We start from the raw sequence: 25,690 nt of genomic DNA, 5'->3' as shown, positions 1-25,690 counted from the left end.
TTTGTCATTTTTTTGTTTACCCGGCCTGATGACGGTTCTGGGCCTCTGTTTTTTGAAACCCTCTGTAAGCAAAAAACATCGACACGAGCCCAAATAAACTTGGGCCGTAAAATGGGATCAGTCCCGGAAGCGTATACAGCAAGTAAAGCACAAATCCGCAGCCGATCAGCATGCAGCCGGTGGTCAGCGGCCGCATGGCGCCGAACAGCAGCGCTTGCGGAATATATTGGCGAAGCGGAAGCTCGTAATGCACATAAAGAGGAAACACATACATGAGCGCGACAGTGTACAAAAGCCCCGCCAAGAGTGTGCAGCTCGTCACAGTAAAGGACAGCCAATCCGCACTTGCCGAAAAATAATAATAATTGGCGGACAACATAAGCAAAAGAGCAATAAACGCAAGTCCAATTACATTAACCTTCAGAAACTCTTTTTTGTAGGTATCCAGAAATAACGCAAATACCGGGACATCTTTATGCCCCATCAGCCATTTCCGTATGACGGCACACATCGCGGCTGTGCTCGGCGCCCATCCGAAAAGAACGCCGCCCAAAAGCGTAAACAACAGCCACAGCCCGTTCAGCCACGCGATTTTCACAACCGCTTCACAGCCTGCATAAAGCGCATCCGTCACAGTCGTCTTCATCCTCTCACCGCTTGGTGCACAGACAAATCACGATAAGCGGCTTTCATCGGCGCCATTTGCCTCAGCCCGATTTTTCCTTTCGTTAACACAGGCCCTAATGTGCTTCCGTCATCCTGCCACTCCAGAATGGGCAGATCATTGATGGAAAAATGCACATATCCTTTATCCTTAATGAGCTTCATATGATACGGGGAAACAGCGTCGTCCGGAGAAGGCAGCGGATCAGCTCCCAGTGCAGCGAGGTGGAAACCGCGGCTTTTTCTTAGATTGCAGGTGCGAAACGCTCTTTCCTCCGGGTATTTTCTGCGGAAATACGACAGATGGAGCGCATTGATGTCTCCGGAATGGTATTCGGGGTACTTTCCTGTTCTTTTCTTGAGTCGCGAGTCAAATAAGTCCTCGCCTCCGATGCCGGCAGCCGCGAAAAACAGCATACACAGCCCCGGCTGTTCAATCGGGTAAAAATCCCACTTCACAATGATGCCGTCGGGAAATGTTTCCGGGCACCAATAAACAAAGTGCGCTTCGTCCTCTACATGTGACAGGTGCATACGGTGCTCTTCGAATGAAATGTGCCCGCCTCCCTCCATCCGCCAGTCTTTCACATCGCTTGCTGAACGGAGCGGATTGCGGTACAGGCACGCGCCTTCTTTATACATGTTTTTTCCCCTCCCGGCTTACGAGATGATCCTTCAGCGGAAAGCCGATTTCTTCGATGCCCTCGGCAACGAGCTTCGCAACCTCCATGGCCCCTTCTTCTGAAAAATGCGTATTATCCTCAATGCCGTCTGGATAATTCGGATGTTCATCCGGCTGAAACCACATGAACAAACGCTTTGACTCCTCCGGGCCGTATGCTTCATAAAGCGCCTTCGTTTTCGTTAGCAAATCAATGACCGGCACATCAAGCTCCTTCGCTAACGCTTTCATCGCATCAGGATACTCACCGAGCGTGTGCTCAATCCTTCCGTTTTGATCAAAGCGGCGCCGCTGCACCGATGTAACGAACACAGGCTGCGCGCCTTTTTCACGCGCTGTGTCCGCAAACAAAGTGAGAAATTGCTGATACGTCGAGTATGGTTTCGTTCCCCGCGGTTTCTGGTCATTGTGGCCGAATTGGATAAACAAATAATCGCCTTGGGATATATGCTCAGCAATCGTCTGAAGCCTTCCTTCCTCAACAAATGAATTGGTGCTTGCTCCCCCTTTGGCGTGATTGCACACCTTCACCTGTTCAGTGAACAATTGACCGAAAACCTGCCCCCAGCCTGCCATCGGCGCTTCATGCGGCGGGCAGTCGCTTACGGTGGAATCCCCTGCTAAAAATACCTGAATCGTACTTTCCATCACATGTCCTCTCCTTTCACGGCGTTTCCTGATACATTTGCCTGAAGACTCCCGGCGGCATGCCGACCTGCTTTTTAAAAATCCGGTTGAAATAATTGTGGCGATAGCCGACTTCTTCTGACACATCATGAATTTTTTTATTTGTATTGACCAGCAGTTCTTTTGCTTTTTCGATTCTGATGCGGGTCACATAATCAATAAAATTAACGCCCGTCACTTGTTTAAAGGCCTTGCTCAAGGTGTAAGAATTCATGCCCAGCGCATCCGCGCAGCTTTCAAGAGAAAGATCCGCCATATACTGCTCATGAATCATCGCAATCACACGTTCCGCCACCTGTTTTTGCTGTTTGTTTTTCCTGCCTTCAAGCTTGGCGAGGTACGGGGTGACAACCGCATCCATCAGCCAGGCAGCCGCTTGGACAGGCTCATGCAGCTCAGATATTTCGCGAAGCATATCCCTGTTGCCGAACAGCTCGCTCGGGTGAAGGCCGGAATGCAGAATATCCTCCTGGATGCGGGAAAACAGCTGTATCAGCGCAGAATGCACTTGTCTGTCGCTGACCGCCTTTTCAGCCATTTCATTCATACATAAACGAATCAGCTCCTCTGCTTCCGCTTTTCTTTCCAGCCGAATGGCCTGAACGATTTGTTTTTCAAGTTCAAAAGGATAGTAGGGTGCGGATGGCTCAGCCTGAAAAACATCATCCTGCAAATCGATGATCTGATGGCGATTGGCAAAACATCTGCGGGACTTGCCGCTTTTCACATCCTTAAACAAAGATGGGATATCCTTAATACGGGCCGATTGCCTGCTCATTGTCCCGGTCAGGCTTAGTCCCGTGACAGCACCAAATATGTGGGCCAGCTCTGAAACATAGGCCTTCAGATCCGAGCCGCTCGTTTTCATCACAAGCACGGTGACGGAAAGGCGGCCAATATCAAGAATTAAAGGTTGAAAACGCCGGTTTGCCGCGAGCTCCTCATGTAAATTGGTCAGTGTAAACACAGCAAGCTGTTCATCGTCGGCATAGAACATGCTATTATCACAGCGAAGCCCTGTCACCTGAAGATCAAGCACGTGAAATACGTTTTCCCCGATGTCCCATCCCGCATCCTCCATCCGCGATCTGAGGCTGTCCTCTGTGTCATAGTAAAAGTCACCCTGAAGCAGGTGCTGCAAAAAACTCTTTTTCATATGGGGCGTCTGCCGGAGCAGCTGCTCATGAAGCCTCCGGCTCTCAAGGGAAAGATCATTCCATCTCTTTTCAATCCACTTAAATTCGTCCTGACCTGACGCCTGCCATGCTTGTTTCTCTCCTCCCGTAAACAGTCCGAGCAGATGCTGAATCGGGCGATAGATTTTCCTCGAAGCGTACCACGTCATGCACACAGCCAAGCCGATACAAACGACAAGCATCACAATAATCACCTTTGATAAAAACACCATCGGCGCTGTGATAGCTGAAAGAGGCGCCGCAGAAACAAAGGTCCACTTCTGGTGCATTCGCTTCATTTCTCCATAGGAGACGGAATACACCGTGCCGTTCCAATCCATCTGAAAATGGCCTTTCTGGCGAGGCTGTTTTTTCACCTCATTCATTAAAGCATTTTCAAAATCCTTTTCTCCTCCATGGAAAAGCACCTCCCGCTTTTGATCAAGAAGTAGCGCGCTGCCTTCAGGGTAAGGAGACAAACTTTGCAGGAGCGCCTCTATTTCTTTCGGATCTACCGTCAGCATGATCGCGCCAAACGGTTTCTCAGCCGCACCCGGAATGAGCTGAATCAGCGCGGCGTCTTTTCCCGATCGGCTCCAATAAATACTCCGATCGGAGTCGAGAAGCGAGCGGTATTTGTGAAGCATATCCTGTTCTGTCAGTGCGCTGTATTCGGGGCTCAGCACAAGAGGCCGGGGGCTGTTCAGAAAGATAGAAGCCTGCTGAATCAGCGGCTGTTGATCCCGCAAAAGAAACAGCTTCTTCGTTATTTGATAGGAGAATGGAAAGTCTTTCTCCAAATCCTTCTCGGCCAATCCGTTCATCAGCGAGGAATCGTATGCCATTTGGGCAAGCGTCAGCTCAAGCCCTTCCAGCTTCTCATCCATCCGGCTGACTTCACGCGCCACCTGTGTTTCATGCGACTTTTGCAGTTCTTTCTCCACCTTATCGATAGACAAAAAGTAGATGGCCCCGCCTGTCAGCAGTCCGGGAATACAGGCAATCAGCAAAATGAAAACAAAGTTTCTTTTGAAATACGTTCCCTTCCAGCGTGAAACCCGTTCTTTCTGTTGAGGCTGTTTTTTCATCCCTTTCCCCCCGCCGCCGTCTTTACTGATACACGCGTTTTTTCGTTCTCAGCACATCAGCGAGAAATGTGAGTGCAAGTCCCTGTCCCCAGCCTTGTATTCGTTTGTAAGGCACTTGTTTGTATCCTTCCGCATTTTTCATGACGGCTGTGCCCGCGGATACTTTGCTGACCCGACCGTCCTCTTCCACCGCATCCAAAATGGCGGCAAGTGATTTCTGCGCGTATTTTGTATAGAGCTTCCCGCTCGACAGCAAAGCAGAGGCAATGCCCGCCGATGCGGAAACCTCCAAATACGAATCCGGATCATCCAAAATGGTATGCCACAGCCCTGAATCGTCCTGCAGCCGGACAAGCGCGCTTAACTGGTCTCTGAGTGATCCGTCAATGATCATAAAAGAAGGATGCGTCACCTCGATGAGCGGGAGCGCTTTTGCCATCGTGAGCGCAGCCCAGCCATTCGCCCGTCCCCAATAAATCCCCGACAGGTGGTTTTGCGCTTTATTGTCCCAGGCATGGTAATACAGATTGGTCACGGGGTCCTGCAGCACGTCCTCATGTCCATGAAACTGGCGCAGGCCGTCCTCAAAGTAATCCTCCCGCTCCATCACACGGCCGATTCTCAGCATAAACAATCCCGCCATCATCAGCGTATCCGCCCATGCCTGCTCAGGAAACACGTACTCTGCCGAATTAACCGTATGCTGAAGAATGCCCTCTCCAAAGCGCGGCGCTTTATGCAGCACATATTCCGCCATCTCGCCAGCCGTTTCCAAATAGACGTTATCTCCCGTCACCTGATGCAGAAACAAAAGCGTATGCCCGATCGATACACCGTTGATCGACAGCGGCGGCAGCCCATCCTCAAGCTGTTCATCCACCCACGTTTTTAACAGTTTGATATACTCCTCGTTTTCCGTCGCTTCATACGCCTCTGCCACGCCGTAAAACGCGACGCCGCCCGGCCAATCCCACGCAAAATCCATTTGAAATGTCCGTTTCACAATTCTGTCCATAACGGATGTGACCTTTTCTTCATCAAAGATAAGCTGTGCCATCTGCAACACTCCTTTTTATTTTAATCCGGTCGTACTGATGCCCTGAACGATATATTTTTGAAACAGAAAGAATACGAGAATCACAGGCAGTAAAGAGACGGCCGACATGGCAAACATCGCGCCCCAGTTTGAAGCTGATTCCGTGTCCAGGAAAAGCTTCAGCGCAAGAGAAACAGGATAAAGCTCCGGCTTGTTCAAATAGAGCAGCGGCTGAATCAGCTCCTCCCACTTCCAATAGAAAGAAAAAATCGCAGACGTTGCAAGCGCCGGTGCAATGAGCGGCAGAATGATCCGCCAAAAACAGGCAAAGCGCCCGCACCCGTCGATTCTCGCTGCTTCATCCAGCTCCTCAGGGATCGACCGGATAAACTGGATCATCAGAAAGATAAAAAACGCATGCCCGAAAAATTGCGGAACGACAATCGGTTTAAAAGAATTCAGCCAGTCTAATTTCGCAAACATAATGTACTGCGGAATCATCAGCACTTCATGCGGCAGCATTAACGTCCCCATCATGCAGGCGAACCAAAATGCTTTTCCTTTAAACGGGATGCGCGCGAAGCCGTAGGCAATGACAGCCGATGACAGAACGGCGCCGATTGTAGACAGCCCGACAATGATCGCCGAGTTTTTAATAAAGGTCAAAAACGGCTGACCCGCAATGCCTTTCCACCCTTCAGCATAGTTGCTGAGAATAAAAGGATCTGGAATGAGAGAATGAGAGGTTGTGAAAATACTGGAGCTTTCTTTAAAAGAACTGACAAACAGCCAAATGACGGGATACAGCAATAACACCGCCAGTGACGCCGTAAGAACATGGAACAGAATGCGTTTTGGCTTAATGCGCCCGGCTTTTTTCCCTTCAAACACCGGGGCTTGCCTGACAGGCTGGTTGACCGGCTCCATCCGTTATTCCTCCTTTGATTCGTAGTGAACCCAATATGATGATGTTTTAAATAAAATCAGCGTAATCAGCCCGACAATGATCAGCATGATCCACGCCATCGCCGAGGCGTAGCCCATTTGAAAATAGTTAAACGCCCGCTGGAACAAATAGAGTGAATACAATAGCGTTCCGTCAAGCGGCCCGCCCTCGCCTTTTGAGATGATATAGGCTGGGGTAAAGGTCATAAAAGCAGAAATCGTCTGCATGACCAGGTTAAAGAAAATAATCGGCGTCAGCATCGGCAGCGTGATCTTAAAGAAGCGCTGCACGCGGTTTGCGCCGTCCACGCTGGCCGCCTCCAAATACGATGCCGGAATGTTTTTCAGCCCGGCCAGAAAAATCAGCATGGATGACCCGAACTGCCAGACAGACAAGAGAATCAGCGTCCATAACGCGCTTGTCGGGTCCTGGTACCAGAGAATTTTTTGATCGATCCCGACAAAAAACAGCAGCGCATTGATGACCCCGTCATTGCCGAAAATATTGCGCCACATAATGGCAACAGCCACACTTCCGCCGATGATCGAAGGCAGATAAAACAGCGTCCTGTAGATGGCTGTTCCCTTTGCCGCGTTGTTTAAAATGACGGCAATAAAAAGCGCGAAGCCGAGGCGGAGCGGAACCCCGGCAAGCACATACGTGAAAGTGACCTTCAGCGACTGCCAATACTTTTCGTCACCCGTAAACATTTCCTTATAGTTATCGAGCCCGATCCACTTCGGCGCCGTAAACAGGTCGTAGCTTGTAAAGGACAGAAACAGAGACGCGCCCATTGGAATCACCGTAAAACAGAAAAAGCCGATAATAAACGGAGAAATAAAAGCATATCCCGCCAGATTGTCTTTTCTCTTACTCCGGCTTATTTTCATTCTGTCAGCCCCATTTCCCGTCAATTATTCCTCTCTAAAATGTCGTTGGCCTGCTTCCGGAACGTTTTGGCGGCTTTTTCCGGCGATACCTTCTGATACAGAATCTGATCAGACGTATCCTTCAGCAGCTTAATAACCTCAGCGCTTCCCACCGGCTCCGGCGGATCGGCTTTGCTGATGTTTTTCGACGCGGCTTCCACATATTCCACAATGTTGGCCTCTTCCTCATTCAGCTCCGGTTTTATCGCATCTGCCACCTTGTCGGATACCGGAACGCCCCGCTCGCCTTTAATCAGCTGGTTCGCTTCTTTATTATTCACGAAGAAATCTATGAACTTCGCGGCCTCTTTTTTATGCTCAGAGCTTTTCGGAATGGAAAACAGCATACTCGGCTTCAGCGTCAGTGCCTTTTCCTTCATTTGTTCAGGCGGCAGATAGAGAGACAGCGGTGAGTCTGTCAGCCGGGCAAAGCCCAAATATTGATTGGAGTAGTTCCATGTAATGGCTGATTTGCCTTTGACAATAAAGTCATCTTCCATCCCTTTAATTTGGGCGCTTTCGTCCGGCGTTGGCGATGTTTTTGCTTTGACCAGCCTCAGCTGCCGCTCAAAATAGTCGACAAACAGCTTGTCATCCTGATACGCAAGGCCCGTGCCGTCCTCTTTATAAAAACGCTCACCCTTCGTGCGCAAATAATACGGGAAGAAAATATCAGGCGGATGCATTCCGTTAGATCCGTATACGCCGGCTTTTTCCTGCAGCTCATACGCCAGCTTCTCATAATCCTTCCACGTCCAGTTTTCCTGATGAATTGAAACACCGGCTTTCTTCAGCAGATCCTCATTCGCAATTACTGAAAGCACGTTGACCCCTAGTGTAAATCCGTAAAGCTTTCCGTCAATCTTTCCGCCGGACAGCATATTCTCATCGATTGAACTGACGTCAATTGTTCCGTCCTTCATATATGGCGTTAAATCCTCAAGCTGATTTTTCTTTCCGTATTGCGCCAAATATGCCGTATCCATTTGAATGACATCAGGCAGCTGGCCCGCGGCAGACATTGGCGCAAGCTTCTTCCAATAGTCATCCCAGTTCGCAAATTCCGCTTCAATATGGACATGCGGATTCTTTTTCTCATATAATTCAATGACCTTTGTTGTATAGTCATGCCGCGGCTGTCCGCCCCACCATGCGATTCTGAGCGTCATGTCCTCATTTTTCCCTGACGCCTCTTCACCCGCAGAACATCCGCTGAAGAAAAAGACGCATACAAGTGACAGCAGCACGTAATAAACCTTCTTCAAATCAATCCCCCCTTTAATGTAAGTGCTTACATTTTATTTTAAAGGGTTGTGACGGGGCGAAACACTCAAAAAACAGTGGCGAAAGTAAAAAAAACAGAGATGGCTATCCTGCGGAAGCGCCTCCCTGTTTTCTTCTGAATTCTGACGGTGTCAGACCGGTATATTTTTTAAAGACAAGACTGAAATACTTCGGATTATCACCGAATCCGATTTCTTCCGCGATTTCTGATACACTCACATCACGCCTCAGCTTCATCTGCTTCATCGCATGCTCAAGACGCACCCGCGTAACATACCGGGAAAACTTTTCCCCTGTCTCCTGCTTAAAGATTTTCCCCAAATAATCAGGGTTCATAAACAGCATATCTTTTGCTGCCCATTTCAGAGAGAGATTCGGATTGCCGAGCTCGTCGGCGACAAGCCTGGTGATTTTAGAAATCAAATCACTCCGCTTTTGGTCACCGGCCGTTTCAGTTGCTTCCCGGAACAGCTGTCCTGCGTCCCGCAGCTCCCCCGTCCGGCTTATGATCACCCGGCAGCCTGCCAAGCCGTCTTCGGCCTTTTTCTCCAGATCGGGCGTGCCCTCCTCCACGGCAAACACCGCACGTCCTCCGCTGCAGCAAAAAGCTGTCAGCGCGGAACCAAACGCCTCTCTGGCGGCAGAATCTCCAGGCTGAGTGGTCTCCGCGATGATAAGGCGAATCATCTTTCCTGCAAGCGAAGGCGGCGGAGACAGTTGGGTGACACCGGCTATCAAACCTTCCAGGTATTGATCAGCTGCAAAGGACCGGATATGATTCAGCTCATGTTTCAGGTGGGCGGCTTTCTTCTTCCGCACATCATGCAGCTTCAGTTCGGCGATGATCTCCTCTAATGAACGGATAATCTGCTGTTCATTGCAGGGCTTCAGCAAATAATGCCTTACCCCGTATTTCATCGCTTCCTTCGCGTACTCAAACTCCCCAAAACCAGACAGGACGATAAATTGCACAGACGGGCAGACGGCTGACACCTTTTTGATCAGCTCAAGTCCGTCCATACCGGGCATTTTTACATCAGTGATAACGATATGCGGCTGCTTGTTTACGATCTTCTCATACGCTTCAATTCCGTTCTGCGCTTTGCCGACTAAAGAAGCGCCAAGCGCCTCCCACTCAATGATCCCTGCCATTCCGTCAAGAATGATCCTCTCATCATCAGCAAGCAGTATTTTGTACATCACACCACCTCATTTCGACACGGTATTGTCAGCAAAATCGCCGTTCCCTTCCCTTTCTCACTTTGAATGCGTAAGCCATACGGCTCCCCGAACATCAGTCGGATGCGTTCATGAATATTCCAGAGCCCGATCCCTCTTCCGCCCGTTTTTTCAAGAATACGTTCGTTCATGCCAGGCCCGTTATCTTCGACAGTAATACAGACGCAGTCCTCCGTTTTTTTCGCTTGAATGCGGATGGCGCATGGCCGAGTAAAAGGCTCAAGCGCGTACTGAATCGCATTCTCCGCCAGCGGCTGGAGTGTCAGCTTCGGAATTCGGCAATGCTTTACCTCTTCGGCGATGTCCAGTGTGAAGTTCAAGCGCTCTTCAAACCGGAACCGCTGAATCGTCATATAGTGAAGCACAATATCCGCCTCCTCCTGAAGGGTCACTGTAACTTCTTTGATATGAATGCTGTTTCGCAGGAGAAAACCGAGCGACTCTACCATTCGAGAAATTTGCTTCTGCTGATTCGCTTTCGCCAGCCAATTGATGGACTCAAGCGTGTTATACAAAAAATGCGGGTTAATCTGGGCTTGCAGCGCCTTCAATTCTGTTTCTTTAATAATAAGCTGCTTTTCCACATTTTCTTCCATCAGCTCATTGATCCGCTTCATCATTACGGTAAAATGACGGTTCAGCGTTCCCGCCTCATCCTGTGTGTGTTCCGGCAGTGACAGCGACACGCCCGCCTCAATCCCGCCGTGCTGCACCGATTTCATTGCGGATACAAGCTGCTCGATCGGCTCTGTGATGCTGTTGGCAATCTTCCGCCCGAAAAGCAAAACCACACTGAAAAACAAAAGAAAGCACGTACCGATCACCGTTTTCATAAAGGAAATTTTCGCGAACATCTGATCAAAGGGGATGACATTGTAGTAGCTCCAGTTTTGATAGGATGATTGAAGGAAAGAAATAAAATAACGTTTGCCATTCTTTTTTACCAAGTCATAACCAGGATGCCGCAGCGTCTGCTTTGTCATCTCAGGCGTAAGCACCGATGCACGGGCCGAATATACCAGATTGCCGTCCTTGTCTGCGATCATCATATCTCCGACCGAATCGCCCCAATCCTTCGGCAAATCACGAATCATCTGTTTCACATTCACTTGAATCAGCACCATCCCCAAGCCATTTAAACTCAGCTGATGAAACGATCTGATTTGCCGCGCTGAAATCAGGACAGGATCTGAACTGCCTAGGGTCATCCAAAGATTTCTGCCTTTTTGCGCTTTCGCCCGTTCAAATACCTCTTCCTGCTGCTGCTTCATAAGGTCCGATGAACTGCTTCCGGCGGAATACTCTGAGCCGCGGGCATCAATCAAATGAATCGAATCAATGTACTTTTCATCGCCGGCATATTGCGCAAGCTGATCCCACAGCTCCTGCTTCATTTGATACTGGTCATACGTATCATCACGGTTTTGCATGCTGAGAATGCGCTGAATGTGTTCATCGGTAATGATTTCATACGATACATCTTCAATTTTCTTCAGCTCGTCTTCAATCCGTTCAGAAGACATCCGCAGCACCTCCGAGGATTTGCGGTAAATCTGTTCATCATAGACATGAAAAGCGTACTGCACCCCGCTGTATACAAACAAAAAGGACACGGCCATAATCAATGACAGAAACACAAACAGCTTATCCTTAATCTTCATCCGCCTGTACCAGCCCGCGACTCTTCCTTTCATGCCGCCTTTTCTTTCTCCTGACGCTGATCTATTGACATAAATGCTTTAAAGGACAGCTTCGTTAACAACAAGCTCAGCGCACTGCCGCTGAAAAACAGCAAAAACGTCACATGAAACAGCACAAGAAACAACATTCCGACTGCACCCGCTGCCATCATCAGCGTCACCAATGGCCGGCTGAAGGCAATCAAAAAGCTGATGCTCAGCACCTGTCTGAGCTTTACGTCAAAATGCGAAAAGACCGGAAACACATATAACAGCACAAACGCGAAAATCAATCCGATGCTCATAAACACATTCACCAGCACAGGCTGATTCATCTGAGCGGCAATCCGTATATCCGCAAACAAAAACAAGCCGGCCGTCACCAGAATGAGCCCCAACAGCTGAGCTGCCCCCCACTCCTTCTTAAACGTCCGGATAAACACAGAAAACACTGGGACATCCGTGTTCCCCTTCGCCCACTCTCTCGCCACCGAAAACATCGCGGCCGTAGCAGGCATCAACCCAAACACAACGAGCCCGGCAAGAGAAAACAAGATCCACAGCACATTGACATAAGCCAGTCTCATCACCCATGTACAAAAACGATTCAGCCCATTTGTCAGGCTATGTATCATCGACATCACCTTCCTACTACAGAAAACGCTTTCATTGTAAAGTAATATGTATTTCTCCACTCAAAAGAAAATTCCTGCCGCCCCGTAAAAAATTCGACATCATTTGAGACGGCAAATGCCTTACCTTCTCCTAATTTGTCTTTTCAACAGCCGGAACACCGTCTCGATCAAGTACCCGGCAAACGCTCCGACTATCACATGAATCCCAAGCATGCCCAGCGCCATGCCATCCCAGCCGCCGACAAAAAAGATGCTGCACCAAATTGTGATCACACCGAGAACAATCAGCACGGCCAGTATGCATTCCGGCCATTTTCTTTGCGGCATCCTCAAGCGCAGAAAAATAGATACACAAGCAGAAATACAAGCCGTCGCAATGGCCATCACATAAAAAAAGAACATCCGCCCTGTCCTCCCTTTTCAAAAAGGCAAAAAAGCCCCCTAAAAAGGACGCTTATTCTGACTTGTTCAGTTCTTTCTCAAACAAATGAAACCCCGAGGCATCTGATCCCTTGAATTCATATCCCATTCGCCTGTAAAAGGAATGCAAGGCGTCGTTATCAGCAACACAATCAAGACGAATCCGCTTCTTCCCCGGATACTCAACACCCGTCTCCGTCCATGTGAGAATCTCGGCCCCAAGCCCATTTCCCGCAAACCGGCGGCTGACCGCCAGACGGTGCAAATAAATGGACTCTTCGTGCCCCTCGTCTCCCCAAAGCGTTCTGTCCCATTCGCTTGGCTCAGGCAGAAGCATCACTACACCGGCCAACTCTTGATCTTTCTGAAAAACAAACACATGTCCGCTTTCAATCGAGCCAACAATATCATGTGAGTCATGTCCCTCCAGCAGCCCGCTCCACTGGTCAGAGCCCCGGTCCCGCAGCCATTCAGCCGTACGGACGAGCAGTCCCGTTATTTGCTCTGCATCCTCACGGTCTGCCAGGCCGGCGTAAAATTCATTTGCAACTGTTTCTTTCGTAATCTTAAAAGATGACATAAAGGCCCCCCGATCAAAACTAACTTACATGCATACCTCCATTATAATGCAAGCAAACGACAAAAAAACAGAATATTTTGTCTGTATGTAAAAGGACGCATGAAAGGGAGCCCCCGCTGCTGTTAAAAGAGTTTCTTCTTATCCCGTTCTTCTTTTAAAATCTCAACCGCTTCCCTAAAGCGCATAGAATGTATAATTTCACGTTCACGCAAAAACCGCAGGGAATCGTTCAAATCAGGATCATCCGAAATATCAATCAGCCACTGATACGTCGCCCTTGCTTTTTCTTCTGCTGCGATATCTTCATACAAATCCGCAATCGGATCGCCCTTCGCCTGAATATAGCTTGCCGTAAAAGGCACCCCCGCCGCATTATGATAAAAAAGCGCGCCATCATGATTCGCGTAATGATCACCAAGCCCGGCTTCTCGCAGCTGCTCCGGCGTCGCATCTTTCGTCAGCTTATACACCATCGTCGCAATCATTTCCAGATGGGCAAACTCCTCCGTGCCGATATCTGTTAAAAGGCCGATGACCTTATCAGGAATGGTATACCGCTGGTTCAAATACCGGAGAGCCGCGGCCAGCTCGCCGTCCGCTCCGCCATACTGTTCAATCAAATATTTCGCCAGTGTCGGATTGCACGTGCTGACCTTGACAGGATATTGCAGCTTCTTTTCATACACCCACATTCAGGCATTCCTCCTTATACTTGCCACGGCCAAGGCCCTTGATTCCAATCCCACTCCTCGCCCGCGGGGCTTTTGCCGTACTGCAAAAGCGGTCCGTAAGATGATTCGAATTGCCTTTTTAAGTGCCTTGCATAGCCGGAATATTGATTGAATTGCTTCAGCGCGTCTTCATCATCAGGATGTGTATCTAAATACAGGCTCAGCTCAACAAGCACAAAATCCGCTGCTTGAATCTGCTCAAGCTGGCGGTAATATTCCGCATCAACCTTTTTTGTCATGTGTGTCTCCCCCTCGATAAGGATTTTCATAAAAATCATAGAGATCCTTCCAAAGGGTGCCTTTCCTTAAAGCCTCCATCGGCGAAAACTGCTCCATATGCTCAGGCTGAAAGGTCATATAGAGGTTAGGGGGCGTTCTGTAATATTTCTTCCCTATGGGCGGACAGGGATCAAAACGGCTGTGAAAGGGCGTGTATGATTTAACAGGTGTAAATGGCTGCATCTCCTTCATTCTGGCTCCTCCTTTCTCAATAACAATGACCTTAATAGGTATGAGGCAGGAGGCGTCATTATGACTGTCATTCTTAATAAGGAAGCTTGATTTGTTTATCTATCCCCGCTATCCGGAGCGGTCCCAAGAGCGTTAAACGTGTTAATTGATTCGCCATAAATAAAGGACTGTACTTCATGCCGCTCTCCAGCCAGGAACAAATCACCCCGATATGGGCGGAAGTGATATAGCTGACCAGTATCTCTTTCGGGATCTGAAGCTGTTTCTCAGATTCTTCAATAGATGAAAGCAATTCCTCGTAAATTCGTTTCTGAACGAATTCCGCCATCAAACTTCTGAATTGAGGAAGCCCTCTGTCACTCAGCATCACTTGAAAGTACTCGGCGTGTTCATGAATGTACTCAAAGAGCTTCACAAATGAAACAGGCGGATGATCCTCATTAATAATGACCGGTTCCACCGGCGTCTCTGGTTTAACCTGCCGAATTAAATCATCGAGAACCTCCGTCATGCTTTGAAACAGAAAATCCTGTTTATCCCGATAGTGCAAATAAAAAGTGCCGCGGGTCAGATCCGCTTTTTCAGTAATTTCCTGAATCGTAATCGAATTGGCTTCTTTTTCTTTCAACAGTGCGATCAATGCGTCTCTTAAAAATTTGTTCGTTCTTTTGACTCTCGGATCTACTTTATTTTTTTTAGACATTTTTTACCTCCTTGTCTAACTTTTATTTTCTTCTGGACAAATCATCTGCTGATGTCTTCTTCTAAACGTTTGCACGTTCTCTGTTTATTGACCTTTTCCCAAAATCTACTGTACCATGAACTTACATCTTGTACACGATGTAAAGTAATAAACACTTTGTTCATTACCTATTGAAACGAAGCTTCGTGACGTAAAATGAGTGCACTCCATCTGATCTACACCAGACATGATAGAGAGGAGCCTTTGACATGAATGGAAAAATCGCATTAGAAGAGCACTGGGAATCTCCTGATTTTCCGGCAACAGGAAGTCACAATTTTACTGACGATGAATATTTCAGCGCTGTCCAACAACGCTTGCAGGAATTCGAAAAACGGATCGAAGACATGGATAAAAACGGCATCCAAACGTCGATTCTCTCATTAACCCAGCCGGGGATTGAAGGAATCACCGATCCTGACAGAGCTGTAAAACTCGCAAAGCAAATGAACGATCACGCTGCGGAATTCTTCGTTTCCAAACATCCAGACCGTTTTAAAGCATTTGCGGCGGTTCCGCTTCAAGATCCTGAAGAAGCAGCGAAGGAGCTGGAGCGGGCTGTAAAAGAACTCGGTTTTGTCGGTGCCCTGGTCAACGGCTACAGTAATATCGGAGACGAAAATACCGCTCAATATTTAGACGAGCCACAGGTACGCCCTTTCTGGGAGAAAGCTGCACAACTTCAGGTTCCCGTCTATCTGCATCCGCGTATTCCGCTGCCAAATCAGCAGCGTATCTATGAAGGCTACGAAGGCCTCCTCGGCTCAGCATGGGGCTTTGGCGTTGAAACAGGAACACACGCCATCCGCCTGATTCTCAGCGGCCTGTTTGACGAATATCCTGATTTGACCGTAATTCTCGGACACTTAGGCGAGGGTCTGCCGTTTACGCTGCCGCGTGTCGAGCACAGACTGCGCCATCAGCGTCCTGAGACCCATGGAAACCATAAAAAAGCGCCGACTGAATACCTTCGCAAAAACTTTTATCTCACAACAAGCGGCGTATTCAGAACACAGGCATTAATTGATACATTGTTAGAGGTCGGCTCAGACCGCATCTTATTCTCGGTGGACTATCCGTATGAATCGATGGAAGAAATCTCTTCCTGGTTTGACCAGTGTCCAATCAGTGAAACGGACCGAATGAAAATCGGCACCGAAAACGCGGCAAGCCTTTTTAAACTCAATAGCTAAAAAGAAGACCTTCGGCAGAGCCGAAGGTCTTTCTAGATCGATCAGTCCAAAATAAGATCAGCGTTTCCAGTATGCAGCATGAGCAGCCGCAAACTCAGTCAGCGAACGGGGTTCTTTTCCTGTCACACGCTTTACTGTATCCGTTACCCGATGTTCCGCACCATGGCTGATCGCTTCATCTAATTCCGCCATAAAGCGCGCGTAATCCGCAGGCAAACCCGCTGTTTCCATCCTATTTTTCAGCTCGGAAGAAGAAATGCTGACATGCGTCACCGGACGTCCCGCCATGGCTCCGATGATCTCCGCCGCCTCAGCGTAATTCAGCACCTCAGGTCCCGTCAGAATATGATGAGTATTATGAGGCACAATGTCAATCAAAGCACGCACTGCTGTTTCCGCAATATCATCGGCATCAATAAAACCAAGTTTTCCCTCACCCGCCGCCGTGATAATGTGCCCCTCAGTTTGAATGGACATGCGATGCTGGACATTGCTGAAGTTTTGCATGAAGTATGACGGCCGCAGCACCGCCCATTCCGGAAACCCGTGTACTGCACGATGCAATGCGCCAAACACAGGACCATCCTCAGGAACAGCGGACGCACTGAGCATCACCACACGTTCAGCACCGAGCCGCTTCGCTTCCTTTAAAAATGGAAGCACATAAGGAGACGGGTCAAACACACCAACCGGCGCAACGAGGTAAATCCGCTTCACCCGCTCCAAAGCAGGCGTAAAGCTGGACTCATCCTTCCAATCAAAATATACATACTCCGCCTTGCTCATTTTGCCCTTATTTCTGCTCGCGATGCGAACGCTGTAACCCTGCTCAATTAACCGTTGCGCAATCCGGCTTCCTGTCGTGCCGGTTCCTCCCGTAATCAGAATCTGATCGTGACTCAACATTTTCCTCCTCCTCTGTTTGTATAAATGTTTCAATGGTTTCTCCAAACGTCTTATTGACGACAAGCGGATTCCAATAATCCTTATAATGCAAAATGCTGCCGTCCTTCGTTTCAATCACACTGATATAGGTTTGCCGGTAAGGTAGCCCAGTCGCAATCGCATAGCCTTCACATTGAAACTCCGCAATGATCGTGTTTGTATCAGCCGAACGATACACTGTCGGAGCAGTAAACGCAGAAATATGAATGTTATCAGGAAAATCCTTAATATAATCGTAAATGGCCGCCTTCCCCTCAATTCTTTCCGGAAATCCCTCTGGCGCATAGGGAAACTCCAATACGGCATGTTCATCCCACAGCTCTGTCCAGCTCTCCATATCCTTTTCAAGCATATATTGCATAAATTTATTCAGTGTGTCACATGCTTTTTCGTATTCCGTCATCATCATGGATCATCACCTCGTATTTTATTTTAGACCATTCAGTCCAGAAAATGCGTCAAAGGGCTAAGCACCCTTTATCAAAAAAAGTCAATCAAGGACAGATAAACTCACTTCAACATAATCCTGAAGCTGGTCAAAATCAGCAGAAACCTTAGCGATAAACGTCAGAGACAGCCTGCTCTGGTTTAAATATCGGGCAAGCGCCGATATATCAAGATGTTCCTTCAATTCTCCTTCAGTCTGTGCCCTTCTCAGTGCCTGATAAAAGGCCGCCTCAAGCTGTTTCGTCTGCCCTTCAAAGTACTGGGCAAGGTCTGAATCATGCGGGATTTGTTCAATAGCGCTGTTGATGATAAAACACGCCTTTGAACGTTCAGGATCTTTCAGGGCATTCACACCCTCCTGAAAAATATCACGAATGGCTTCTTTGACAGATCCCGGCGTCTCGAGCCTTTCCACAACAGCCGCGTTTTTTCCTTCAAGATACGTTTTCACAGCGGACAAAAACAAATCCCGCTTTGTTCCATACGTATCATACAAACTCTGGCGCGCAATGCCTAAATGAGAAAGCAGCTCTTGCAGCGACGTGCCTTCGTAGCCATACTCTCCAAAAACCTCTATCGCTCTGTGCAAAACAAGCGCGGTATCGAATTCTTTATTTCTACCCAAACGAATATCACCTCCTACAAGAAGATATTACCTTTTCCAGACTGAACAGTCAAGAAAAAGAAAAACAAAAAAACACCCTTGATCAGCAAGAGTGTCCGTTCTTCACGCTTTTTATTTATGGCCGTCTTTTCCCCAGTGTCCCATTTGGTGGTGATGGTGTCCGTAGTTATTACCATCATGATGGCCATAATTTCCATCCTGATGGTGTCCGTAATGTCCATCAGGGTAATGGTGGTGATGTCCATCATTATCATAATGCATTCCGTAGCTCGGATAACCCATTGAGCTCGGATAGCCTCCGCTTGGGTAGCCGCCGAATCCTCCAGACATGCCATAACCCGGGCTGCCTGCGCCTCCATAACCTGGATGGCCCATCCCTGTATACATGCCATGGCCCGGATAGCCCGCGCCTCCGTACATGCCGAATCCCGGACCGCCTGCACCATAGCCTGGGTAAGCGCCAAAGCCGGGTCCGCAGCAGAAGTGTCTTGTATCAGTCATATCCAATCTCTCCTTCACATAGGTTACAGTCCAGCGTATGAGAAGGTCTTACAGCGCGTATAGACACCCGCCTATAAACTGCTAAAACAATTTCCCGGACAATAAAAAAAGCAGACCATGACAGTCTGCTCATTTTTTATTCACCAAGATCTACGTTATGATACACCTGCTGAACGTCTTCCAAGTCCTCTAACGCGTCAATCAGCTTTTCGAACTGTTCCTTTGCATCCTCAGGAAGTGTCACTTCGCTCTGTGCAAGCATAGTCAGCTCCGCTACCGTAAATTCCTCAACACCTGCGTTTTTAAACGCCTCCTGCACCGCATGGAATTGATCCGGCTCCGCATAGACGATCACGCTGTCATCCTCTTCTAAAATATCGCGGACATCGACATCCGCTTCCATGAGAATTTCAAGCGCTTCATCAGCCGTTTTGCCTTCCACACCGATAACAGCCGTCGCGTCAAACATATAAGCGACAGATCCGCTCACACCCATGTTCCCGCCATTTTTTCCGAACGCCGCACGCACTTCCGGCGCCGTACGGTTCACATTATTCGTCAGCGCATCAACGATAATCATTGATCCGTTCGGCCCGAAGCCCTCATAACGAAGCTCATCATAATTTTCTTCCGCTCCGCCCTTCGCCTTCTCGATCGCACGTTCAATGATATTTTTCGGCACGCTGTAAGTCTTCGCGCGCTCAAGCACAACCTTCAGCGCCTGGTTGGATTCCGGATCAGGCTCGCCCTGCTTCGCCGCCACGTAAATCTCACGGCCAAACTTTGCGTAAACCCGACTCGTATTTGCGTCCTTAGACGCCTTCTTTTCTTTAATATTGTTCCACTTACGGCCCATGATGCTCCACTCTCTTTCATATATATCAATCTAAATACTGTTATTCACTTTAACCATTATACCTCAAATGGTTTGGTTGTTTCGAGTGTCTTGCGTTAGAAATAGAAGGAAGGCGGTAGTTTAAAAGTACGAGACGGCACAAACTTCCAATAAAGCAAGAAAAAAAGCCCTAACTAAGGGCTTTCTTATCCTGATCAGTCATGACATGATGAGGGGAATGATCGATATACGTCGTGTTTCGATCCGTTGATTCCTTAAAACCGCCGGACTGTGTCAAGAAAGGAACTGCAATACTTCCGCAAATAAGGGGAACAGCAAGACACATCATCACTTTTTTCTTAATAAGCATATAAACACTCTCCTTTTTGAATATCCTCTTGCGCTTGCAGCACTTTCCGATAAAACGCAGCAGCGTGCTCAAAATGACAGCGGCTTTCAAAAACAGCGGCAGCGCTGCGGGCACATGCTTCAATGTAAGCGTGCAAGTTCTTTTTTTCGAAATAGCTTAAAAGGTCATGAATTTTGCGTTCGTCAACAATCTCTTTGTACACTGCCTGCAAGAACAGATACAATTCTTTATAAAATTTATGGGCCCCCGCATTTGGATGGGTTGTGATATGTTCTAATCCTTCTTCTATTAGCTGAAACGCCTGCTGTTTTTGTCCAGCTTTGCATAATGTCCAGCTTAACCCAAACAAGACTTTCGGCAGCAAATCAGGAACCGTTTCTCTGCTTACTTTCGCCGCTTTTTGGAAGTGCTCAATGGCCAAATCATATCTTCCTGACCTGTCATAACTGTTGGCGATGTTCAATAAAGAGATGCCAATGAACCGGTCGTTTTGAATATCCATTGCCAGCTCCAGCGCCTTTCTTAAATGCGGGAGCGCTTTATCATAGCATCTGAAGTCATCATAATTTCCCGCTATGACAAACAAGCTTTGTATTCTTCTCATGCTATATAACGGATGATCTTGATAAATGTCTAAGGCTTGAAGGATATGATGCATCGACACATGGGTTTGCTTCATATGGTAATACGCTTCTGCCACTTTAAAATGGAATTCGGCTTTCTCAATTTCATCTGACAAAAACGGCAGTTCCTTCTCCGCCTCGCGATAAAAACCGATCGCTTCCACATATTCTTTTTGATCAAATTCATACATGCCGCGAAAAAACAAAGAGTAGTATTTCAAAAGGCCTGTGAGTTTTTTCTGAGGAGTTTCAATCGTTTCCAGAAGCTCTGTCACTGTAGGGCGATTCCCATATGTTTGTCCCGGCTCCAAATAATCCAGCATCAGCTGGTGCCGAAAACACATGAGAGAATAATAGATCAGCAAATCCTGATCCTCTTCCATCTGCTGAATGTCCTGCTCCACCTCCGCTTTGAGAACCTCAGCATCCGGAACACTGAACTGGCGAATCATCTTGTACCATTCATTAATCTTAACACCAACACGCGAAGACGGTATGGCTTGACTCAACGGCTTCCCTCCTTCTCTGTGAGATATGTCATATTCTATCAATCCCAAATTTTGAAAACAATATGAAAGGAAGAAATTGTTTTTTCATCCTGTCAATTTGTTTTCTCGGCAAAAAAAAGACCCTTTATGCAAGGGTCCAATATCATTCTATTTCATTTACGCACTCACTTATTGTCAACCACAACAATATCCTGAACTTTCACTAGTTCCTCAGGCAAATCAAACTGATAAAGCATCTTCTTGGAATGGATATCAAACACACCCACATACCCGCCAATGCCTTTTTTATGCTCTTCCTGAGCAACAACATACAGTTGACTCCCCTTAAACTTTGCATCCATATAAGGGAATTTTAAGCCGTATGTGTGAAAAGAAAAGTCCTTCCCATACTCAAGCAGGTTCGCTTCCCCCTCTTTGTCTTCGTACGTCACATAAAAACTGCCGCTTTCTTTGTCATAGTACACGGTATCAGCATATTCAAGATCATCAGGATAAGAAATATACTTCGTCTTCCATGTCCCTTTTTCAATCACAGTCAGTTCATGCTGCGAGCTTGCGACAATAACTTCCTCCGAGTCTGCGAATTTATCAGCGTATGAGGCTAAGCTCAGGGTTTCTATGATTCCCTCTGTGTTTCTGTTGATCACGTAAATAGCCATGCCTTGAATGACATAAATATTATTCTCGTCACTCGCCCCCATCGTGACAAGTGAAGGCAAGGTGAGGCTATATTCCTTTTTCGTTTTTTTGTCATTTATATGCACGTCATTCCCCGTCGTATCAACGTTATAGGCCTTAACAAAAACATCCTTCCCCTCATACCAAAACGAAAATGGATTTGATAGCGGATGCTTTTTTATAGCATCCTTCTCCAGCGTGTAATAAAAGGACTCATGTTCCGCTAATAATACAATGTCTGTTGATGCGTAAGACTTCGTTTGGATGTACGGCACATCCGCCACCTTGAACGTGCGCCTATTAAACCGTTCGCCTGTTGAGGTTGAAAGCAGCGTGCTTTCTTTTATGAGAGGGTTGGAATAGATAAAAAAGATGCGGTCTTCTTCGGGATGAATGGCGGAAGTTTTGACAGGAATATTGCTTTTATTATGTAACTGAAGATACAGAGCAAACAGGATGATGCATATCATAAACCCTAATAAACCGAATATAATGCGTTTTTTCTTCATCAAAATGCTCCTTTAACTGTCTATCAATAATCATTTCGACTATGTTTACACAATCCCTTCGTGAATAAAGACACATGCCAAACGACTCATTTTTCCATCGAAACAAGTTTCCACAGCCATTCTCATCCCGCGCCGTGGTAAAATTTTGATATTGAGCGAACAAAAGAAGGGAAATGGTCATGAAAGTACTTGAAGCGAAAACACTGCTTTCGGAAGCGACAGACCGTACAAAAGAGTATAAAGAACTAAGAACGCAAATGGTCAATTTGAGAAAAGCCTTAAAAAGCGTCGCTGATCTCAGTGACAGCGAATTCTCAGGAAAAGGCGCCAGCAACATCAAAGCCTTCTACCATGACCACGTCGGCGTCACCGACCAATGGATCGACTACATCGACATGAAAATCGCATTTTTCAACAGCATCGCCGGAGCCGTCGAGGATAAAGCCCTCTCTGACGCATACATCGAAGAATCCTTTCTGGAACACGAGCTGGCAAACGCCCACCAAAAATCGAAATCCATTATGTCCGAACAGAAAAAAGCGATGAAAGACATCTTGAACGATATCGACAACATCCTCCCGCTCGACCTGTTTTCAACAGAAACCTTCAAAGACGAGCTGGCCGATGCCAACGACAAACGCAAAAAAACACTGGAAAAATTGGACGCCTTGGACGAAGACCTGAAGACAGAATACGCCCTGTCAGAACCAAACGAACAATTCATCAAATCCGACTTCCAAAAGCTCCAAGAAGCAACGGGCAAAGGCAAAAACGCCACACCCATCCACTACAACGCCAAGGCGTACCGTGAGAGTGACATACATAAGAAAAAAAGCGACATTGAAAAGCGGACTGAGGCTTACTTGAAAATTAAGAAAGAGGAAGCGAAGGAACGCGAGATCAATGAATTGAAGAAAAAGCTTGCGGATGGTGTATCTGATCCTGATGAGTATTTAGAAATTGCGAAGAAGATTGGGTATGAGAACCTTGAGCCTGCACAGTTACAGTATGTGGTGCAGCTTGAACAAGCAAAACAGCTTGAAAAAGTTGGGGAAACCACTTGGGAAATTTTAAAAGGGGGCGGAGTTGCTCTTTATGATATCGGGAAAGATACGGTAACAGGCGTCAAAGATTTAGCTGTTGGCGCATGGGACTTCTACCAGCTGTCCGATGAACAAAAGCTCGCCAAAACTGTCTCAACAATATTAAACACACCTTCCTATGCAAAAATCATATGGACAAACATAGCTGATTCATGGAATGATAAAATGGTTAATGGTGATGCATACTCACGATCGCATTATATTACCTATGCGGTCGGAAGCCTAGTTGGACTAAAAGGCGCTGGCTCTGCTGTAAAAGTAACAGGCAAGCTTGGTAAAGCAGGTGCTGTCAAAGTCGACAAAGTGCTTGAAGCTGGAGAAAAAGCTACTACTAAACATGTAAAGACAGGAATAGAAAAAGGAAAAAACTACATCAATTCTTTTCCTAAAAATGAATATGAACCTGCCCTTATAGGAATAGCGCAAGACATTGGTAATACTCACAATGTTAAGAATACCCCCTTATTAAAGAAGATTATAGAAGAAACTAAAGAATCTAGCATTCTATTCACCAAAAGAAACATCCCAGGTGTAGCAACTGGTAAAGTAACTCCAAGTAGAGGGCTGCAGCTTCAAGAAAGACTGATGTACAATAATGGTAAATTAGGGGTTATTCCTCAAGAAGTACGCAAACAACTTCTTGGGAAGGAGTTCAAATCATTTGATGAGTTTAGAAAAGAATTCTGGAAATCTGTAGCCAACACTGAATATGCAAATGAATTTAATAAAAATAATATAGCTAGAATGAAAAATGGGAACTCCCCTATCGCACCTAAAAAAGAGCATTATGGTAAACATAAGTCATATATTTTACACCATAAACAACCTATTGATAAAGGTGGAGATGTGTATAATTTAGATAACCTAATTATTACTTCTCCAAAAATGCATCAGGAGATACTAGATCCAGCTTATCATTTCGGAAAAAAAGGAAGTAAAAACTAAAGTAAAGAAAAGGAGAATAAACCCTTGAATAAAATGTCAAAAGAAGAATTAGTCTCATTGGTGAAAAAAATTATGAATCCTGAATTAGAAGATGAGGTTATTGGTAAATACATCGATTTATTAGAAGAAAATGTCCCTCATCCTGCACCAAGTGATTTAATTTTTTGGAGCGAAGAAGAATACACAGCCGAGCAAATTGTGGAAATTGCTCTTAACTATAAAGAAGAGTAATCACACTATAATCCGTAACCTTCAATAATAATCAAGATGTTTTGTCCAATTAGAACCTCAATAGGGACATTTTAAAGTTTTCATATTATTATGCTTATACCGATGGACTTAAAAGGTACCCTCAACGCCCAGTGGTATGAGGATCTATAAATCCAAGATAGCTCTTCTATACTGGGCTATTTTTGATTCTAGAGGTACTTTTATGGAAACAGAAAAAATGGGCGTATTATATCAAAAAATAGCGGAACAAATTAATGAAATGATTCCATCAGAATGGAATAAAGTTTCTCTATACGCAGAGATTTTAGATGACTCTAGAGAAGTATACTTTTTCTTTAATACAAAAAATAGTGAAGAGTTCATTTATTCGCATGACATTCCCGAATATTATCAAGTAAGTGCACAAATTTTGATAACTTGTTAATCGAACTACAAGATTTATTTGATGAACTAAGGGATGAATGGAAAGCGAATAACTCAGATGTGTGGACTAACCTTACGCTCAAGCTAGATTACACTGGAAAATTTTCAATAGACTATGATTATGAAAATGTTATTGAATCTACGTTAGACGACTACCAAAGACAAATGATCTGGGAATACACTAACTTGGTTATTTCCCCTATGGACAAAGAGGATGAGGAATTTATAAAGAACTATCTGAATTAGTGATAACGTTTACATCTGATGCAATTTCCATTACCCTCTTTTGAACCATTATGCTTGAGTAAGGAGTGAAAAATTGGAAAAACAAAGTTTTGTATCGCTTTGGATAGGGTACATAAAAAATTCATCCTCTTTAAATGATTACGTTAACCTAAAATACAATGAAGATGAAGGCGATTTTCTCCCTTCTCAATTTTTAATTGACTTTGATATAGATATCGATGATTTAGATGAAGACTTTATAGAAAAAGTCGCACATGAAAATAGTTGTAATAATTTAACTACACTAATTGGCGGCTGTTCGTACGATAGTGCAATCTTACCTCGATTTGAGAACATGGTAGGTACCATAATTCCTGAACAAATCAATGCTGCTGTTCTTTTATATAATTTTGAATATGATGGTAGGGAGAAAGAAATAAACGAAAGAAACTATTCATTTAAATTTATTGGTGCAGTACCCTATGTTTGAGTAAAATTTCAAACAGAAAAAGATTTCTAAACAGATGAAAAAAAGGAAAAA

At 46.2% G+C, this 25,690-nt stretch carries 29 protein-coding genes and 1 pseudogene; 5 read left to right on the top strand and 25 right to left on the bottom strand.

Annotated features, from left to right (window positions below):
• Positions 1-16: 16 nt before the first annotated feature.
• The 17 genes from LJF29_RS12445 to LJF29_RS12365 form a co-directional block, all read right to left on the bottom strand.
• Positions 17-646 carry a YesL family protein gene (locus tag LJF29_RS12445; protein ID WP_229148822.1) on the bottom strand — a complete coding sequence of 210 codons (630 nt, stop codon included), beginning with the start codon at positions 644-646 and terminating at the stop codon, positions 17-19.
• Positions 643-1,305: a YesU family protein gene (locus LJF29_RS12440; protein ID WP_229148821.1), complete on the bottom strand. Its 663-nt coding sequence runs from the start codon at positions 1,303-1,305 to the stop codon at positions 643-645. Before LJF29_RS12440 ends, LJF29_RS12445 begins: the two co-directional genes overlap by 4 nt.
• On the bottom strand, positions 1,298-1,996 hold the full coding sequence (locus LJF29_RS12435; protein ID WP_229148820.1) for a rhamnogalacturonan acetylesterase: 699 nt from the start codon (positions 1,994-1,996) through the stop codon (positions 1,298-1,300). The genes LJF29_RS12440 and LJF29_RS12435 overlap by 8 nt, the downstream gene beginning before the upstream one ends.
• A 13-nt stretch (positions 1,997-2,009) precedes the next feature.
• Positions 2,010-4,295 carry an AraC family transcriptional regulator gene (locus LJF29_RS12430; RefSeq protein WP_229148819.1) on the bottom strand — a complete coding sequence of 762 codons (2,286 nt, stop codon included), beginning with the start codon at positions 4,293-4,295 and terminating at the stop codon, positions 2,010-2,012.
• Between the two features lie 22 nt (positions 4,296-4,317).
• Positions 4,318-5,352 (bottom strand): rhamnogalacturonyl hydrolase YesR, encoded by a 1,035-nt coding sequence (yesR, locus tag LJF29_RS12425; RefSeq protein ID WP_229148817.1) that lies wholly within the window; start codon positions 5,350-5,352, stop codon positions 4,318-4,320.
• A 15-nt stretch (positions 5,353-5,367) separates the two neighbouring features.
• Positions 5,368-6,258 carry a carbohydrate ABC transporter permease gene (locus LJF29_RS12420; protein WP_229148815.1) on the bottom strand — a complete coding sequence of 297 codons (891 nt, stop codon included), beginning with the start codon at positions 6,256-6,258 and terminating at the stop codon, positions 5,368-5,370.
• Between the two features lie 3 nt (positions 6,259-6,261).
• On the bottom strand, positions 6,262-7,191 hold the full coding sequence (locus LJF29_RS12415) for a carbohydrate ABC transporter permease (protein ID WP_168747145.1): 930 nt from the start codon (positions 7,189-7,191) through the stop codon (positions 6,262-6,264).
• Positions 7,188-8,471: an ABC transporter substrate-binding protein gene (locus LJF29_RS12410; protein ID WP_010333298.1), complete on the bottom strand. Its 1,284-nt coding sequence runs from the start codon at positions 8,469-8,471 to the stop codon at positions 7,188-7,190. Before LJF29_RS12410 ends, LJF29_RS12415 begins: the two co-directional genes overlap by 4 nt.
• Positions 8,472-8,574: 103 nt before the next feature.
• On the bottom strand, positions 8,575-9,690 hold the full coding sequence (locus LJF29_RS12405; RefSeq protein WP_229148813.1) for a response regulator transcription factor: 1,116 nt from the start codon (positions 9,688-9,690) through the stop codon (positions 8,575-8,577).
• A complete protein-coding gene (locus tag LJF29_RS12400; RefSeq protein WP_229148811.1) occupies positions 9,690-11,423 on the bottom strand; it encodes a cache domain-containing sensor histidine kinase in 1,734 nt (577 codons plus the stop codon). The genes LJF29_RS12405 and LJF29_RS12400 overlap by 1 nt, the downstream gene beginning before the upstream one ends.
• Positions 11,420-12,049, bottom strand: a complete 630-nt coding sequence (locus tag LJF29_RS12395) for a YesL family protein (protein WP_229148810.1) — start codon at positions 12,047-12,049, stop codon at positions 11,420-11,422. Before LJF29_RS12395 ends, LJF29_RS12400 begins: the two co-directional genes overlap by 4 nt.
• A gap of 114 nt (positions 12,050-12,163) precedes the next feature.
• A complete protein-coding gene (locus LJF29_RS12390; RefSeq protein WP_229148808.1) occupies positions 12,164-12,445 on the bottom strand; it encodes a YesK-like family protein in 282 nt (93 codons plus the stop codon).
• A gap of 52 nt (positions 12,446-12,497) precedes the next feature.
• On the bottom strand, positions 12,498-13,043 hold the full coding sequence (locus tag LJF29_RS12385; protein ID WP_229148807.1) for a GNAT family N-acetyltransferase: 546 nt from the start codon (positions 13,041-13,043) through the stop codon (positions 12,498-12,500).
• Between the two features lie 122 nt (positions 13,044-13,165).
• Positions 13,166-13,735: a spore coat protein CotJC gene (gene cotJC / locus LJF29_RS12380; RefSeq protein WP_010333292.1), complete on the bottom strand. Its 570-nt coding sequence runs from the start codon at positions 13,733-13,735 to the stop codon at positions 13,166-13,168.
• A 14-nt stretch (positions 13,736-13,749) separates the two neighbouring features.
• A complete protein-coding gene (gene cotJB / locus LJF29_RS12375; RefSeq protein ID WP_229148805.1) occupies positions 13,750-14,013 on the bottom strand; it encodes a spore coat protein CotJB in 264 nt (87 codons plus the stop codon).
• Positions 13,997-14,245, bottom strand: a complete 249-nt coding sequence (gene cotJA, locus LJF29_RS12370; RefSeq protein WP_229148803.1) for a spore coat-associated protein CotJA — start codon at positions 14,243-14,245, stop codon at positions 13,997-13,999. The genes cotJB and cotJA overlap by 17 nt, the downstream gene beginning before the upstream one ends.
• A gap of 73 nt (positions 14,246-14,318) precedes the next feature.
• On the bottom strand, positions 14,319-14,948 hold the full coding sequence (locus LJF29_RS12365; protein WP_229148802.1) for a TetR/AcrR family transcriptional regulator: 630 nt from the start codon (positions 14,946-14,948) through the stop codon (positions 14,319-14,321).
• A gap of 248 nt (positions 14,949-15,196) precedes the next feature.
• Here LJF29_RS12365 and LJF29_RS12360 point away from each other — a divergent pair, with 248 nt between their 5' ends.
• Positions 15,197-16,180, top strand: a complete 984-nt coding sequence (locus LJF29_RS12360; protein WP_229148800.1) for an amidohydrolase family protein — start codon at positions 15,197-15,199, stop codon at positions 16,178-16,180.
• A 57-nt stretch (positions 16,181-16,237) separates the two neighbouring features.
• Here LJF29_RS12360 and LJF29_RS12355 read toward each other — a convergent pair whose 3' ends face one another.
• The 8 genes from LJF29_RS12355 to LJF29_RS12320 form a co-directional block, all read right to left on the bottom strand.
• A complete protein-coding gene (locus LJF29_RS12355; protein ID WP_229148798.1) occupies positions 16,238-17,086 on the bottom strand; it encodes an NAD-dependent epimerase/dehydratase family protein in 849 nt (282 codons plus the stop codon).
• Positions 17,010-17,534 carry a nuclear transport factor 2 family protein gene (locus tag LJF29_RS12350; protein ID WP_229148796.1) on the bottom strand — a complete coding sequence of 175 codons (525 nt, stop codon included), beginning with the start codon at positions 17,532-17,534 and terminating at the stop codon, positions 17,010-17,012. Before LJF29_RS12350 ends, LJF29_RS12355 begins: the two co-directional genes overlap by 77 nt.
• 81 nt (positions 17,535-17,615) lie before the next feature.
• Positions 17,616-18,197 carry a TetR/AcrR family transcriptional regulator gene (locus tag LJF29_RS12345; protein WP_229148794.1) on the bottom strand — a complete coding sequence of 194 codons (582 nt, stop codon included), beginning with the start codon at positions 18,195-18,197 and terminating at the stop codon, positions 17,616-17,618.
• A gap of 111 nt (positions 18,198-18,308) precedes the next feature.
• Positions 18,309-18,698, bottom strand: coding sequence for a hypothetical protein (locus tag LJF29_RS12340; protein ID WP_010333283.1), 390 nt, complete (start codon positions 18,696-18,698; stop codon positions 18,309-18,311).
• Positions 18,699-18,834: 136 nt separating this feature from the next.
• Complete coding sequence (locus tag LJF29_RS12335) at positions 18,835-19,554, bottom strand: YebC/PmpR family DNA-binding transcriptional regulator (protein ID WP_010333282.1); 720 nt, start codon at positions 19,552-19,554, stop codon at positions 18,835-18,837.
• Positions 19,555-19,723: 169 nt separating this feature from the next.
• Positions 19,724-19,903, bottom strand: a complete 180-nt coding sequence (locus tag LJF29_RS12330; RefSeq protein ID WP_106021538.1) for a phosphatase RapH inhibitor — start codon at positions 19,901-19,903, stop codon at positions 19,724-19,726.
• A complete protein-coding gene (locus LJF29_RS12325) occupies positions 19,893-21,035 on the bottom strand; it encodes a tetratricopeptide repeat protein (RefSeq protein WP_229148792.1) in 1,143 nt (380 codons plus the stop codon). Before LJF29_RS12325 ends, LJF29_RS12330 begins: the two co-directional genes overlap by 11 nt.
• A 164-nt stretch (positions 21,036-21,199) precedes the next feature.
• Positions 21,200-22,222, bottom strand: coding sequence for a hypothetical protein (locus tag LJF29_RS12320; protein WP_229148790.1), 1,023 nt, complete (start codon positions 22,220-22,222; stop codon positions 21,200-21,202).
• 179 nt (positions 22,223-22,401) lie between these two features.
• Here LJF29_RS12320 and LJF29_RS12315 point away from each other — a divergent pair, with 179 nt between their 5' ends.
• From LJF29_RS12315 to LJF29_RS12300, 4 genes and pseudogenes are all read left to right on the top strand, one after another.
• Positions 22,402-24,270 carry a T7SS effector LXG polymorphic toxin gene (locus LJF29_RS12315; RefSeq protein ID WP_229148788.1) on the top strand — a complete coding sequence of 623 codons (1,869 nt, stop codon included), beginning with the start codon at positions 22,402-22,404 and terminating at the stop codon, positions 24,268-24,270.
• Between the two features lie 24 nt (positions 24,271-24,294).
• Positions 24,295-24,501: a bacteriocin immunity protein gene (locus tag LJF29_RS12310; protein WP_095714359.1), complete on the top strand. Its 207-nt coding sequence runs from the start codon at positions 24,295-24,297 to the stop codon at positions 24,499-24,501.
• Positions 24,502-24,703: 202 nt separating this feature from the next.
• Positions 24,704-25,170: pseudogene (locus tag LJF29_RS12305) on the top strand (antitoxin YezG family protein).
• A 73-nt stretch (positions 25,171-25,243) separates the two neighbouring features.
• Positions 25,244-25,639: an immunity 22 family protein gene (locus LJF29_RS12300; RefSeq protein ID WP_229148787.1), complete on the top strand. Its 396-nt coding sequence runs from the start codon at positions 25,244-25,246 to the stop codon at positions 25,637-25,639.
• The last annotated feature ends 51 nt before the right edge of the window (positions 25,640-25,690 follow it).

The organism is Bacillus sp. LBG-1-113, from assembly GCF_020708615.1.
GTDB classification, from domain to species: Bacteria; Bacillota; Bacilli; order Bacillales; family Bacillaceae; genus Bacillus; species Bacillus mojavensis.
This window is presented reverse-complemented; position numbering and strand designations above follow the sequence as displayed.